Source organism: Labrenzia sp. CP4 (genome assembly GCF_001579905.1).
GTDB classification, from domain to species: Bacteria; Pseudomonadota; Alphaproteobacteria; order Rhizobiales; family Stappiaceae; genus Roseibium; species Roseibium algicola.
Map to the genome: position 1 here is coordinate 5,258,536 of NZ_CP011927.1, position 14,464 is coordinate 5,272,999.

General features: G+C 59.9%; 15 protein-coding genes. 12 read left to right on the forward strand and 3 right to left on the reverse strand.

Going from position 1 to position 14,464, the window contains the following annotated elements:
* Positions 1 to 48 precede the first annotated feature (48 nt).
* The 11 genes from rnpA to ACP90_RS24130 all read left to right on the forward strand — a co-directional run bounded on the left by rnpA (position 49) and on the right by ACP90_RS24130 (position 10,527).
* The gene (gene rnpA, locus ACP90_RS24080; protein ID WP_023002254.1) at positions 49 to 459 is read left to right on the forward strand and encodes a ribonuclease P protein component; all 411 of its coding nucleotides are present in this window, start codon (positions 49 to 51) and stop codon (positions 457 to 459) included.
* Positions 456 to 2,276 (forward strand): membrane protein insertase YidC, encoded by a 1,821-nt coding sequence (gene yidC, locus ACP90_RS24085; protein WP_201030425.1) that lies wholly within the window; start codon positions 456 to 458, stop codon positions 2,274 to 2,276. The genes rnpA and yidC overlap by 4 nt, the downstream gene beginning before the upstream one ends.
* 468 nt (positions 2,277 to 2,744) lie before the next feature.
* Entirely contained in the window at positions 2,745 to 3,749 is a 1,005-nt protein-coding gene (locus ACP90_RS24090) for a hypothetical protein (protein WP_145915832.1), read from the forward strand.
* A gap of 309 nt (positions 3,750 to 4,058) precedes the next feature.
* A complete protein-coding gene (locus ACP90_RS24095) occupies positions 4,059 to 4,634 on the forward strand; it encodes a transglycosylase domain-containing protein (protein ID WP_201030426.1) in 576 nt (191 codons plus the stop codon).
* A 228-nt stretch (positions 4,635 to 4,862) separates the two neighbouring features.
* Positions 4,863 to 5,543, forward strand: coding sequence for a CatB-related O-acetyltransferase (locus ACP90_RS24100; protein WP_062490464.1), 681 nt, complete (start codon positions 4,863 to 4,865; stop codon positions 5,541 to 5,543).
* 136 nt (positions 5,544 to 5,679) lie between these two features.
* Positions 5,680 to 6,327, forward strand: a complete 648-nt coding sequence (gene yihA, locus ACP90_RS24105) for a ribosome biogenesis GTP-binding protein YihA/YsxC (protein WP_023002260.1) — start codon at positions 5,680 to 5,682, stop codon at positions 6,325 to 6,327.
* A 98-nt stretch (positions 6,328 to 6,425) separates the two neighbouring features.
* Entirely contained in the window at positions 6,426 to 7,313 is an 888-nt protein-coding gene (gene argB / locus ACP90_RS24110; RefSeq protein WP_062490466.1) for an acetylglutamate kinase, read from the forward strand.
* Positions 7,310 to 8,053 (forward strand): pyrimidine 5'-nucleotidase, encoded by a 744-nt coding sequence (locus ACP90_RS24115; RefSeq protein WP_023002262.1) that lies wholly within the window; start codon positions 7,310 to 7,312, stop codon positions 8,051 to 8,053. Before argB ends, ACP90_RS24115 begins: the two co-directional genes overlap by 4 nt.
* Positions 8,054 to 8,186: 133 nt before the next feature.
* Positions 8,187 to 9,089 (forward strand): DUF817 domain-containing protein, encoded by a 903-nt coding sequence (locus tag ACP90_RS24120; protein ID WP_062490468.1) that lies wholly within the window; start codon positions 8,187 to 8,189, stop codon positions 9,087 to 9,089.
* A 63-nt stretch (positions 9,090 to 9,152) separates the two neighbouring features.
* A complete protein-coding gene (locus ACP90_RS24125) occupies positions 9,153 to 10,016 on the forward strand; it encodes a LysR substrate-binding domain-containing protein (protein WP_023002264.1) in 864 nt (287 codons plus the stop codon).
* A 130-nt stretch (positions 10,017 to 10,146) separates the two neighbouring features.
* The gene (locus tag ACP90_RS24130) at positions 10,147 to 10,527 is read left to right on the forward strand and encodes a hypothetical protein (protein ID WP_208993397.1); all 381 of its coding nucleotides are present in this window, start codon (positions 10,147 to 10,149) and stop codon (positions 10,525 to 10,527) included.
* Positions 10,528 to 10,593: 66 nt separating this feature from the next.
* Here the strand turns inward: ACP90_RS24130 and pcaF are convergent, their stop codons facing one another.
* Genes pcaF through ACP90_RS24145 form a run of 3 tightly spaced genes read right to left on the reverse strand, consistent with a single transcriptional unit; the run spans position 10,594 to position 13,199 of the window.
* Entirely contained in the window at positions 10,594 to 11,796 is a 1,203-nt protein-coding gene (gene pcaF, locus ACP90_RS24135) for a 3-oxoadipyl-CoA thiolase (RefSeq protein WP_062490470.1), read from the reverse strand.
* Between the two features lies 1 nt (position 11,797).
* Positions 11,798 to 12,466 carry a 3-oxoacid CoA-transferase subunit B gene (locus ACP90_RS24140; RefSeq protein ID WP_023002267.1) on the reverse strand — a complete coding sequence of 223 codons (669 nt, stop codon included), beginning with the start codon at positions 12,464 to 12,466 and terminating at the stop codon, positions 11,798 to 11,800.
* A gap of 1 nt (position 12,467) precedes the next feature.
* A complete protein-coding gene (locus ACP90_RS24145) occupies positions 12,468 to 13,199 on the reverse strand; it encodes a 3-oxoacid CoA-transferase subunit A (RefSeq protein ID WP_062491943.1) in 732 nt (243 codons plus the stop codon).
* Positions 13,200 to 13,404: 205 nt separating this feature from the next.
* Between ACP90_RS24145 and ACP90_RS24150 the strand changes: the two genes are divergently transcribed.
* Positions 13,405 to 14,163, forward strand: coding sequence for an IclR family transcriptional regulator C-terminal domain-containing protein (locus ACP90_RS24150; protein ID WP_062490472.1), 759 nt, complete (start codon positions 13,405 to 13,407; stop codon positions 14,161 to 14,163).
* The last annotated feature ends 301 nt before the right edge of the window (positions 14,164 to 14,464 follow it).

The following is a 14,464-nucleotide window of genomic DNA, read 5'->3' on the forward strand; positions in this document are numbered from 1 at the left end:
CCCGCAGTGCGCCGGGTTGGCGGCGACTGCCAACACCAATCCGCCGCTATGGACACTTTGAAAAAGCGCTCCGAATTCCTGGCGGTCGCCAAAGGCGGCCGGCTGGGCCGGCGCGCTTTTGTCGTTCAGGGCTTGAACCGCGACAGCGACGACGCGTCGCGGGTTGGCTACACGGTTACCAAGAAAACCGGCAATTCGGTTATGCGCAGCCGCATAAAGCGGAGGCTTCGAGCCGCCGTGGCCGAACTTGCGCCCGAAGATATCCCGCAAAAGGCGGATTTCGTGCTTGTCGCTCGCGACAGCGCACTCACTCTTCCCTTTGAAAAAATCGTTGCAGACCTTAAGTCTGGCCTGAGCCAGGTGCTGGATCCGCAAACGCCGCGCGGACGGGGAAAACCGCGCCGGCAGGGCTCGCAGCCCAATCGAAACAGCGCAGGAAACAGGGGTAAATCCAGTTGATTTCTGAAAACCGCAACACGATTCTCGCGATCGTTCTGTCCCTGATTGTTCTGCTCGGCTGGCAATATTTCGTTGCCGCGCCTCAGTTGGAACGCCAGCAGGCCGAACTTCAGGCCCAGCAGGAGGCCGCTCAAAAGGCCGCGACCGGCACAACAAACCCGGATGCACCGCAACCGACCGGTTCGCAGGGCGCCAACACCGCGGCACCGGCGGCCGGGCAACAGGCCGCCTTTGCCAACCGGGATACTGCGCTTGCCGTTTCCCAGCGCGTGACCATCGATACGCCCAGCCTTGAAGGGTCGCTCAATCTGAAAGGCGGCCGCCTCGACGATATACGGCTGAAGGACTATCACGAGACCGTCGACAAGAGCAGCCCGACCATCGTGCTGTTCTCACCGTCCGGCAGCCCCAAGCCCTACTACGCTGATTACGGCTGGGTCGGCGATCCGGGTTCGAACATCGCCCTGCCCGGCCCGGATACCATCTGGTCCATCGACGGCGAGACGACACTGACCCCGTCGACACCCGTGACACTGTCCTGGGACAATGGTGCGGGCCTCACTTTCAAGCGCACCTTCTCTGTCGACGACAACTACATGTTCACCGTCAATCAGGCGGTCGAAAACACTGGCGCCGACGCGGTAACGCTCTATCCCTACGGCCTGATCGCTCGAAAGGGCATGCCGGAAACCAAGGGTATCTACATTCTCCATGAAGGTCTGCTCGGCGTCTTCGGCGCGGAAGGCCTCAAGGAAGTCGATTACGACGATCTGATGGAAGAAAGCTCCATCCGGCCGGCCAAGGTCGACCAGGGCTGGCTCGGCATCACCGACAAGTACTGGGCCGCGACGCTCATCCCGACCCCGGGTCAGGAATTCCAGCCGGGCTTCAGCCACTCCGCCACCACCGACGTCTTCCAGGCCGACTATCTCGGCAACGGTGTGACCATTGCAGGCGGTTCGACCGGCGAAAGCAGCTCGTATCTGTTTGCCGGCGCCAAGGAAACCAAGGTTCTCGACGGTTACGAGGAAGCGCTCGGCATCGAACGGTTCGAACTCCTCATCGACTGGGGCTGGTTCTACTTCCTCACCAAACCGATGTTCTTCGCGATCGACTGGTTCTTCCACCTGTTCGGCAACTTCGGTGTCGCCATCCTGGTCGTCACCGTTATCGTCAAGCTGATCTTCTTCCCGCTGGCCAACAAGTCCTACGTCTCCATGAGCAAGATGAAGCTCGTGCAGCCGCAAATGACGGAAATTCGGGAGAAATATTCCGACGACCGGCAGAAGCAGCAACAGGCGTTGATGGAGCTCTACAAGAAAGAGAAGATCAACCCACTGGCCGGCTGTCTGCCGATCCTGGTGCAGATCCCGGTGTTCTTCGCACTCTACAAGGTGCTGTACGTCACCATCGAAATGCGCCACGCACCGTTCTTCGGCTGGATCCAGGATCTTTCGGCACCGGACCCGACCACCATCTTCAACCTGTTCGGCCTGATCCCCTGGGATCCGCCGCAGATGCTGATGCTGGGCGTCTGGCCGCTGATCATGGGGATCACCATGTTCATCCAGATGAAGATGAACCCGGCTCCGCCCGATCCGACACAGCAGATGATCTTCACCTGGATGCCCGTGATCTTTACCTTCATGCTGGCCTCTTTCCCGGCCGGTCTGGTGATCTACTGGGCATGGAACAACACCCTGTCCGTGACGCAGCAGTATGTGATCATGCGCCGTCAGGGAGCCAAGGTGGAGCTCTGGGACAATCTGGGGGCGCTCTTCAAACGCAAGAAACCGGCTCCCGACGACAAGAACTGAGGAATTCAGTTCCCCGGCAGTTGCCTGAAAACATTAAGCCCCGCCAACCGGCGGGGCTTATTCATTGAGAGGCAGGTCATCGACTCTTTTCATGTTCCGATGATGCACCCTGGCTTCCGTCGGCATGACATTGCCGGCTTTGTCCCGCTCCGCCTGTCGAGTGAATGTTCGGCATGGAAATGACCGGCAAGAGTTCGCCATTTCTCGACAAGACCCAGCGTTGACCACTTCAAGGCCCGTGCGAGCGCAGTGACGGGCGTCACTGGCCATTTGGCCCCTCTTCCATCAAATTGTCTGCCAGAGACGCAACAGCTTGTGCGGCCGGGTGCCCGCAGCCGAAAGCGCCTGCTCAATATCCGGTGCCACAGCAAAGCCAGCCAACACCTGAAACAGAAACCGGCACACAAAGCGTGCGCCTGATCCCTTTTGTGCGGCCGCAAGCATGGCCACATCGTGGAGAACGTGAACATGTACGCAGACTACGACGCCTTCAAAGCAGCGGTTGAACCTCACTGGCAGCGTTACTGGGACGACAACGCGTGGGTTCAAAGCTGGTCCAACTGGCAGGATCGGGACAAAATGGACCAGTTTTGCCAGGCTGCTTACAATCTCTACAGGGCTGCGGCAAATAACCGATTGCCATACACCTTGCTTGGCGGCACCGGTATCCGGATGTGCAAAAACCTGATCGCAAACTTCGGTGTGACGGCTGCCAGCGGCATCCAGGAAGACGTAACCAGGAAGCATGTCCGGACGGAACAAAGAGCCCGCAACGATGGCAAAGGCACGCACACGGACGCGAACAAGAATATCATCCCTCCCGTGCCCGTCACAGGAGGCGCCATCCTGAGTGAAAAGAAGTGGACGCCTCTTCTCAACGATGCACTCATCATCGGTGCGATCACTGCCCACAAGACCTTCAGTCTGACGCTGGAAACCGCTGAGGCCGGCCTTTTTCGCCAATGCGGCGAGGATTTGCTGGACGAAGAGGTCCCGAAACTGCAGAAGATTCTGCCGCATGTGACCAACCGGAGAAATGCAGAGCACCTTGTGAAGGGAACCGTGGACTATCAAAAGAACCACTGGAAGGAGTTCATGAACCGGAACGCCGGCATGTTCTGGACCTTCGGACAGTACACGGACAGACAAACCAACAGGAAAGCATCATTCCAGAACCCGCGTGTGCTGGCGCGCGAACTGCTTGGCCTGGCGTTTTTCGGCTATCAGCCTGCGTTCGGACAAGGTGAGCTCTATTTCAAGCCACCGCAGGACAACGCCCCGGACCCGACATTCCAAGCCTATGTGAGAGGGCTTAATGATATCGGATTTCACGAAGGCAACAGACACACACGTATCAGGTTGATGTCGAGAATCTCCGAATTCCTGTTCAACGACCCGAGGGCAGTCCAAATGCCGCAGGACAGGGCTTATGGTGAAAGGCGTGTCGAAGCCCGGGTTCGCATTCCCACCTGAACACGACTCCAGAAACCGGCACCACCTGTCCGGTCCACTTTCGACGGGGTTCTTGACCGACCCGAAGAACCCCACTCACGCAGGTTTTTTCGAGTCGTCGCCTACCACGCACCCCCGCAGCCCTCGATGTGAAAAACGCAGGCAAGTGCCGTCTTTAGGCCTCGTTTCCATCATGACAGTGCCCGCTTTGCCCGACACGGTTCGAGATATATTTCCGGAGGTGTCCCTTGCGCGTGCTCAAAATCCTTTCCGCCCTCGTCCTGCTTCTGACTGCCGCCGCCTTTGTTTACGGATTTGCCGGTTATCTCGATGCCCGAGCCGATGCCTTTCGCCTGTCCGCGCGCCGACAGGCTGATTGCCGGCGGCCGAGGCGGTGTCGATCTTGGGCCAAGGCAACTTGCGAAATTGCTGCAGGTCGAGGATCCCGGCTTTGTGGACCATTCCGGTGTTGATCTATCCAGTGCCGGAGGCGGTCTCACCACAATTACCCAATCGCTTGCCAAACGCGTCGGTTTCGAAACATTCCAGCCCGGTATCGCCAAGATCCGGCAGACCGGTTACGCAATCGGGCTGGAACATGAGCTTACCAAGCAGGAAATTCTGGCTCTCTGGCTCGACACCCTGGAAATGGGCCATGGGCCCGACGGTTGGATGACCGGGTTCTTCAAGGCAAGCAATGCCATTTACGGGAAAGCTCCGGCAGAGCTTTCCGAGAGGGAATTTCTCTCCCTTGTCGCGGTCCTTATCGCTCCGTCCACATACCATCTTGGAAAAGACGATCCGAAACTTGAAGACCGAGTTGCGCGGATCGAACGCCTGGTTGCCGGCAGTTGCACACCGCTGGACAATGGCGACGTCTGGCTGGAAGGCTGCAGGGACAAATAGACAAGCCCTAAAAGGTTCCACCTTGACCGGCGCCGGAACCTCGTGTTTTTATCCCGACCCTTGACGCGAGGCTCTCGCGTCTTTCAACCGATCCCGTTTGGAGTGCCTGGACCAATGATCCGATAAAGCAAGACCTGATCCGCAAGGCGAAGCCGCTCACCGGCAGGTCAACCGCGTCCGACACGCGTTTTCCAGTTTCCCTTGTTTTCTTGCTTTTAAGGAGGCCCCATGCACGGCCCGTCCCCCGATACGCTCCATCCCTTCAACGGCGAACCGCACACGGTTTACCTGAAAAACGTGATCACCCGCCCTACCATCGAAGTGGGCGACTTCACCTATTACAACGATGAAAACCACGCGGCCGAATTTGAAAGCCGCAATGTGCGCTATCACTTCGACTTTGTCGGCGACCGGCTGAAGATCGGGAAGTTCTGCGCGCTGGCGCAGGGAACGACGTTCATCATGAGTGGTGCCAACCATGCCATGACGGGTTTTTCGACCTACCCTTTCAACATCTTCCAAAACGGTTGGGAACAGGGCTTCGATCCTGCGACCATTTTCGACCACCTGAAGGGAGATACCATTATCGGACATGATGTCTGGTTCGGAACCAATGCAACGGTGATGCCTGGCGTCACCATCTGCTCCGGGGCAATCATCGGCGCGCACGCGGTGGTCGCGTCCGACGTCCCGCCCTATGCGGTGGTGGTCGGCAATCCTGCCCGGGTGGTAAAACTCCGGTTTGATGAAGCCACTATCGAACGGCTGCTTGAAATCGCCTGGTGGGATTGGCCGGCCGAGACGATCTCCCGGAACCTCGATGCGATCCGCGGCGCGGATATCGAGGCCCTGGAGGCGGCCACGACAGGGTTGGGCGGTGAGTGTGATGCCAAACGAAACAGCGCCTGATCCGAACAGTCCGGCCGTGCGGACCAAAAGACCTGCAAGGCGTCCCTTTCAAATGGGTGCGCCTTGCGGGGTTGCAGGCTTGAACCCGCACGCCAAAACTAGTGACGGTTGCTTTCAGGCAGGGTAGAAGGCGCTTATGAGCGAAGAACAAAAATATTCCGATGAAGACCTCGAAGCCGGCCGGCTGATGTTCTGCCGTCCGTGGGATTTTCTCACCAGCGTCACCGACATGGCCAACCTGCCGGAAGCGGCCGGAGCGGAGATCGCCTTTGCGGGACGGTCGAACGTCGGCAAGTCCAGCCTGATCAACGCGCTGACCGGACGCAAGGACCTTGCCCGGACTTCGGCAACCCCGGGCCGGACACAGATGCTGAACTTCTTCATTGCTCCCGAGACGCCGCTGACGATTGTCGACATGCCGGGATATGGCTATGCGCAGGCGCCCAAGGAACTGGTGGAAGCCTGGACCCAGCTGGTGTTTTCCTATCTGCGCGGTCGGCCGAACCTGCGCCGCGTGATCCTTCTGATCGACAGCCGTCACGGCATCAAGAAGAACGATCTCGAAGCGATGGAACTGCTCGACAAGGCAGCCGTCGTCTATCAGGTCGTGCTGACCAAAGCCGACAAGATCAAACCGCCGCAACTCGTTCGCCTCATCGAGGACACCAAGGCCATCCTGCGCAAACGGGTCGCCGCCCATCCGGAGATTCTGGCCACGTCCTCGGAAAAGAACCGCGGTGTCGACGAACTGCGGGCGGAGCTGTTTCTTCTGGCCACCCAGTGACCCGTCACTCCTGCGCCGATTGTGAAGCCACTTCAAACCGGCTATAGCAGGGGACTTTCGCGAGACGTTTTCCCAGCCACGGTGAGTATTTCCGTTCCATGACCACGCCTGACACCGCCACACGCGCCAACATCATTGCCCATGCCCTGCCTTACATGCAGCGCTACGACAACAAGACCGTTGTCGTGAAATACGGTGGCCATGCCATGGGCGATCCGGAACTCGGCCAGGCCTTTGCGCGCGACATCACGCTGCTGCGCCAGTCCGGGGTCAATCCGGTGGTGGTTCATGGCGGCGGGCCTCAGATCGGCAAGATGCTGCAGCGGCTGAACATCGTCAGCGAGTTCAAGGGCGGTCTGCGCGTCACAGACAGGGCCACCGTCGAAGTGGTCGAGATGGTTCTTGCCGGTTCGATCAACAAGGAAATCGTCCAGCTGATCAATGCCGAAGGCGGCCGCGCGGTCGGCCTGTGCGGCAAGGACGGCAACCTGGTGACCGCCCGCAAGCTGACCCGGACCGTTGTTGATCCGGACAGCAACATCGAAAGCGTTCTCGATCTCGGCTTCGTCGGCGAACCGGACAAGGTCGACCCGACCGTTTTGAAGCTGGTGCTCAAGGAAGACATCATTCCGGTTGTCGCCCCGGTCGCCCCGGGCGAAGACGGCGAGACCTACAACATCAACGCCGACACCGCTGCCGGCGCCATTGCAGGCTCGCTCAACGCCAAACGGCTGCTGTTCCTGACGGACGTGCCTGGCGTTCTCGACAAGGACGGCAACCTGATCAAGCAGCTGAGCGTTGCCAAGGCGCATGAGCTCATTGCCGACGGCACCATTTCCGGCGGCATGATCCCCAAGGTCGAAACCTGTATCGAAGCTTTGGACCGCGGCGTTGAAGGCGTTGTCATCCTGAACGGCAAGGTGCCGCACGCGGTGCTGCTGGAACTGTTCACCGACGGCGGCGCAGGGACGTTGATCCGCCCGTGACAGGAAAACGCCCCCTGCCCCACGAGGGCCCGCAGGCTCATCGCCGCGACCTGAGGATCTTCAAAGGCGTCGAAGCCTGGGTCTTCGATCTGGACAATACGCTCTACCCGCACGAGAGCGACCTGTTCCCGCAGATCAACGAGCAAATCTCGCGCTATGTGCAGAAGATCCTGAACCTGCCGCCCGATGAGGCAATGGCGCATCAGAAGGAACTCTATCACGAGTTCGGCACGACCCTGCGCGGGCTGATGACCAACCACGCCATCGACCCGGACGATTACCTGCGTTTCGTCCATGATATCGACTATTCGACCCTGAAACCCGATCCGGACCTTGCAGCCGCGATCGAGGCCTTGCCGGGCCGGAAGTTCATCTTCACCAACGGCGACCGCCCACATGCGGAACGCACGGCGGCTGCGCTCGGCATCGCGGATCATTTCGAGGATATCTTCGACATCGTCTCGGCGGATCTTGTGCCCAAACCCAACAAGGTCACCTACGAACGTTTCCTGGCACATACCGGCGTCGCGCCGGCACGTGCTGCCATGTTTGAAGACCTGGCCAAGAACCTGAGCGTGCCGCATGCGCTTGGCATGTGCACGACGTTGATCCTGCCGACCGGCACGCGGGACGTGTTCCAGGAAACCTGGGACATGGAAGGCGAACCCTATCCGCATGTGGATTTCGTCACCGACGAACTGACCGGTTTCCTGAAGGCCGTGCTTGGCGCCATCAGCTAGCGCCCGACCGCAGGTCAGCCCGCAATATTGCAGAAAACTGTGAAGGCCCTGCACAGTTCCTGCACATCGCCAGATGCATAGAAGACCTGCCGGCCGCTTGCGGACCGGCCGGTATCTTCAGCTGAGGCGTTACATGTTACCCACCGGGATCGTCCAACCTCTACATACCCCCTCCCGTCCAGGCTCCGGAACGGAAAGGCTCATAAATCACCTCCTGCACAGGCTGCGTCCGATCTTCGGCAAGGGCCTGTTCGGTCTGGCGGCGACGGAGTTTCTCGCCTTCGGCCTGAAGCAGGCCTATGCCTGCATCTTCGGCGGCCTGTTGCTCGCAATCATCCTTCTGACGCGGTTCGTCTATCCGGAAGACGCCGCACTCAGTCGCTACGACTTCCTGTTTCTCGCGGCCCTCGGTCTTCAGATCGCAATGCTGGCCACGCGTCTGGAAACGCTGGACGAAGCCAGGATCATCCTGATCTTTCATGTGGTCGGCACGGTCATGGAGATTTTCAAGACCTCCGCCGGGTCCTGGATCTATCCGGAGGAAAGCCTGTTCCGCATCGGTGACGTGCCCCTGTTCACCGGGTTCATGTATGCCTCCGTCGGCAGCTATCTCGCCCGCGTTTCCCGGATCTTCCACTTCGCCTATAGCGGCTATCCGCCCTTGTGGACCACATGGCTGTTCGCGCTCGCGATCTACGTGAATTTCTTCAGCCACCATTTCATCATCGACCTGCGGGTTGGCCTTTTCGTCTTCTTGTTTTTGCTCTTTGGACGAACCTGGGTCCATTATTCGGTGTTCCGCTACAGGCACAAGATGCCGCTGGTGCTGGGCTTTTTTCCGGTCGCCCTGTTCATCTGGATTGCGGAAAATATCGGCACTTTCGCCCGCGCCTGGCAGTACCCCGACCAGGCCGATGCATGGACACTGGTTTCAATCGCAAAGTTGAATGCATGGGTGCTTCTGATGATCATTTCCTTTGTACTGGTCACGCTTGTGAACAGGCCGAAAAGGGAAAGTTCCGCCGAAAAAGCCTGACCCATCTCGACAGGGTCTCCGGGGTTCATTATTGAATAATATTCAACTTTCCGGAGATCGACCATGGCGTCCCTGCGTGCGCTACATGCCTTTTCCCTGCTGGCCCGCCACGGGCGTGCGTCGCTTGCGGCCGAAAAGCTCGGGGTTTCGCCTTCGGCGCTGTCCCACCTGATGCGCAAGCTGGAAAACGAGCTTGGTGCGACGCTGGTCAACCGGGATGGGCGCGGGCTCACCCTGACAGAAGAAGGACAGCGCCTGGCCCTGAGCATGGGCGATGCCTTCGACCGCATCGAAGAGGCTGTCGACAGCTTCCGCCGGCGCGGCCGGACGGAGCTGAGGATCAGCACCGTCTCGACCTTTGCCACCCGCTGGTTGATCCCCCGCTTGCCGGATTTCCAGGCGAGCCAACCGGATGTGGAACTGCTGTTGTCCGCGTCCACTCGCATGGTTGATCTTGATCGCGAAAACTACGATTGCGCCATACGGCTGGGGACCGGCAACTGGCCGAGTGTCGAGAGCCACCTCTTGTGGAAGGAACACCTGGCGGTGGCCCTGGCACCCGGCCTGCTGCGTGGCAAGGATGCCACCGACACATCCGTTCTGAGCGGCCTCAGACTTCTGCACAGCGCCTCGCGGCGTGGCGACTGGGTGCGCTGGCTGGAGGAGGCCGGGCTCAGCCATTCGGACACGAAATCGGGAACCGTGCTGCAGAGCCGGGATCTTGCCATCCAGGCTGCCATAGCAGGCATGGGCGCGATCGTGATCGACAGACGCTTCGTCTCCCAGGAACTGGAGGCGGGGCACCTGATCATGCCGGACTGGAAACTGGTTGAACTGGAGACCGGATACTGGTTTGTGCGCTCGCCCGCCCGCACCTTGACCCGCCCCGTGGCCGCCTTTCGGGACTGGCTGCAAACCACTGTCTGAACACTGCAATTGGCAACGCCTGCTTGCCATCCTCTTCAAAAAGGCCCCATTATTTGCGCGAGCTGCCAGATATCCATTCAGCACAATGGTCCGGCGCAGCTTTTCATGGGGATACTTTGGGGGAAGTATTATGCGTAAGGGGCTTTTGAGCGCCGTCTTGTTGGCGTTCTCATTTGTTTATTTTGCCACCGCTACCTTGCCGGCATCAGCGGAAACACTGCACTGGCGGTTCGAAAGCAAACATCCGAACATTGTCGATGTGGAACTTTATTCCGATACCCGCCGCGGACACGTCTGGCCGGGCAACAAGAAGATCTACGTGCTCGACGACTTTTCGACGAAGACGATCAACATATCCTGCCAGCGCGGCGAAAAGGTCTGCTATGGCGCCTGGGTGCGCAATCGCAACAATCTCTACTGGGGCGTGGGCTACAAGAACCGCAATCGCTGTTCCAACTGCTGCTACACCTGCAATGGCGGTCAGACCAAGGTGATCGTCCTCAATCCTTGAGGAGCAGATAGCGAAACGGCCAGGCATGATGCCCGGCCGTTCCACCTGACAATTGCAGACCGACGATCAGACGCCTTCGAGCGCGATCGCGATACCCTGGCCGACACCGATGCACATTGTTGCAAGGGCGCGCTTTTCGCCGCGCTGCTGCAGCTCCAGAGCAGCCGTGCCGGCAATGCGTGCGCCCGACATGCCGAGCGGGTGCCCGAGTGCGATGGCACCGCCGTTCGGATTGACGTGGGGTGCATCCTCGGCGATTCCGAGCTGGCGCAGAACGGCAATGCCCTGACTTGCGAAGGCTTCGTTGAGTTCGACGACATCGAAATCAGTCGGCTTGATGCCAAGCCGTTCGCACAGCTTTTTAGTTGCCGGTGCCGGGCCGATGCCCATGATGCGCGGTTCGACACCTGCCGTCGCACCGCCGGAAATGCGGGCGATCGGCGTCAGACCGTACTTGCGGACCGCTGCCTCGGACGCAACGATCAGGGCTGCCGCACCGTCATTGACGCCGGACGCGTTGCCCGCGGTGACGCTGCCGCCTTCGCGGAAGGGTGCCCGCAGTTTGGCCAGAGCTTCCAGCGAGGTTGCGCGCGGATGTTCGTCCCTGTCGACGACAATCGGATCGCCCTTGCGCTGGGGAATGGTCACCGGCGTGATTTCCCGTGCCAGACGTCCGTTTTCCTGTGCTGCCGCCGCCTTTTCTTGCGAGCGCAGGGCAAAGGCGTCCTGATCCTCGCGGGAGACGGCATAGTCTTCGGCAACATTCTCGCCGGTTTCGGGCATGGAATCGATGCCGTATTGCTTCTTCATCAGCGGGTTGACGAAACGCCAGCCGATGGTGGTGTCGAAAATCTCGTTCTGGCGTGAAAACGCTGTTTCCGCCTTGGGCATGACGAAGGGAGCGCGGGACATGGATTCCACGCCGCCGGCAATCGCCAGCTCCATTTCACCCGCCTTGATGGCCCGAGCCGCGCTGATGACCGCATCCATGCCCGAACCGCACAGGCGGTTCAACGTGGTGCCGGGCACGGTTTCCGGCAGCCCGGCAAGCAGCAGGCTCATGCGCGCCACGTTGCGGTTGTCTTCACCAGCCTGGTTGGCGCAGCCGAAAAAGACTTCCTCAACCGCCGCCCAGTCCATGTCCTGATTACGCTCCATCAGCGCTTTCAGCGGAATGGCGCCAAGGTCATCGGCGCGGACGGAGGACAGCGCCCCGCCGAAGCGGCCGATGGGCGTACGGATATAGTCGCAGATAAAGGCTTCAGCCATTTCACACCTCGGGAACAACAAGATCGGCGACAGCGCCGGGAACAAGAAGCTCAGCACCGGTCACCGCCTGAAGATCTTCAAGCGACAGTCCGGGCAGTTTTTCACGCAGCACGAAGCGGCCGTTCTCGATATCGATCACCGCAAGGCTGGTATAGACACGAGTGACGCAGCCAACACCGGTGAGCGGCAGCGAACAGCGCTTGACCAGTTTCGGCTGGCCGTTCTTGGTGACGTGGTCGGTGATAACGGCAACCCGCTTGGCACCATGCACGAGATCCATCGCCCCGCCGACGGCAGGCACACCCTTGGGGCCGGTCGACCAGTTGGCGAGGTCGCCGTTTTCGGCAATTTCATAAGCGCCCAGAATGGCCACATCCAGATGACCGCCGCGAACCATCGCGAAGCTGTCGGCATGGTGGAAAAAGGCCGCGCCTGGCTTCAACGTGACGGCTTTCTTGCCGGCGTTGATCAGGTCCCAGTCCTCCGAACCAGGCTCCGGGGCCTGGCCGAAACCCAGAAGTCCGTTCTCGGTGTGAAAGATCGCCTCGCGTCCCTCTGGCTGAAACTGGGCGACCTTTTCCGGGAAGCCGATGCCGAGGTTCACATAGGCGCCGTCGGCAATATCCTGTGCCGCACGCCAGGCGATCTGGTTGTTTGAAAGCTTTTCCATCTCAGGCCTCCAGCGGATAGGCGGCATTGGCGCGGTTGAGGTCTTCTTCCTGCAGCGGATTGGCCACCTCAACGACCTTTTGAACGAAGATACCCGGCGTGACGACGACCTCGGGATCGATCCCGCCCGCTTCGACGATCCGGCTTGCCTGCACGATGGCCTCCGCGGCAGCCATGCACATCAGCGGATTGAAGTTACGGGCTGCCATGCGATAGGTCAGGTTTCCAAAGGTATCCGCTGTTTCGGCTTTCACCAGCGCAACATCCGCCTTCAGCCAGCGTTCCTGCACATACATGCGGCCGTCGAATTCGCCGACGGGCTTGTCCTTTGCCAGATCCGTACCGTAGGACGACGGTGTGTAGAAAGCGGGAATACCCGCACCGCCCGCGCGGATCCGCTCCGCGAGCGTGCCCTGGGGCACCAGCTCCAGCTCGATGCCGCCTGCAAGATACATCTCGGTAAAGACCACCGGATCGGCAGAGCGCGGGAAAGAACAGATCAACTTGCGGACCATGCCCGCCTCGATGAGCGCAGCCAGGCCGACATGGCCGTTGCCGGCATTGTTGTTGATGATGACGAGGTCCTTCGGATGCCCCGTTTCGCGATAGCGGTCGATCAGCGCATGGATCAGCTCGATGGGAGATCCGGAACCGCCGAAGCCGCCGATCATCACCGTCATGCCGTCCTCGATCCCCGCCACGGCGGTAGCAAGGTCGGAAACCGTCTTGTCCATCTTTGTCTCCTTTTCGGGCAACGCCCGGAGCTTCCTGCCTGCGCCTTGAGTGCGGAAGGTTCCAACACCTCAAGGCCGACCAGAATTCGCCCCTTGTCGTGTCCATGGAGATAGCGACGGCGGGTGTCTTTCGTCCAATTGATTTGTGCGATATGTTTCATTTGTTTACATATCGCACAAATCAATATCAGCAAGAGACCGGCGAATGATTGCGGAACGGGACATCATGGGGGGCCTGGCCAAGGGTTTGCAGGTTATCGAAACCTTCACCGCAGACCGTCCTCGCCAGTCGATCTCCGAAGTCTCGAACGCGTCCGGTCTCGACCGGGCAACCTCCCGCCGGTGCCTTCTGACATTGGCCCATCTCGGGTATGCAATTTGGGACGGCAAGTATTTCACCCTGACGCCGCAGGTGCTGCGGCTGGGGACTGCCTGCCTTGCCACGATGCCCTTGCCACGTGTGGTGCAACCCCTGCTCGACCGCCTGTCGGAACAGATCGGAGAAAGCTCGTCGGTGTCGATCCTCGACGGTGACGAGATCGTCTATGTGGCACGGGCCGCCCGAACGAAAGTCATGTCGATCGCGCTGATGCCGGGCTCACGGTTGCCGGCTCATTGCTCCTCCATGGGCCGCATCATGCTGGCCGCCCTGCCGGAGAGCGAGGCGCGGGCAAGGCTGGAAGCCATGACCCTGACAGCACTGACGCCAAAGACCCTCACCCGGGTGGACGCCATTCTGGCCGAACTTGCCAGTATCCGCAGCCAGGGGTTCGCGACGATCGATCAGGAAGTCGAACCCGGACTGTGCTCCATCGCGGTTCCGGTGCTGAATTCCCACGGCCACACCATTGCGGCGCTGAATATCGGCTACAGCAGCACGTCCGCCACGCCGGAAACGGCAACAACGGAGTTTCTGCCTGCCCTCCTGAAGGTCCAGTCGGAATTGCGTCCGCTTCTGACGTGAATTGTATTTGAGTGAGGGGCAAATGAATGTGCCCGCAAATCGTCTCCTTCTCAGTCGCACTTCGCCCGGAATTTTGCCCGTTACCTTCTTCCTCACCCTCTCGATCGTCATCCCGGCCAAGCGAAGCGCGAGCCGGGATCGGAGAGCCCCGGATAAAGCTTCTTTGTCCGCCAACGGAAAGTTCTCGGCTCTCCGATCCCGGATCTTCGCTGCGCTTCGTCCGGGATGACGATCGAGAGGAGATCGTGAGCTGGGGCAGCCGGTGTCTGCCGGCACCCCCTTTTTGATCGCAGATCGTGAT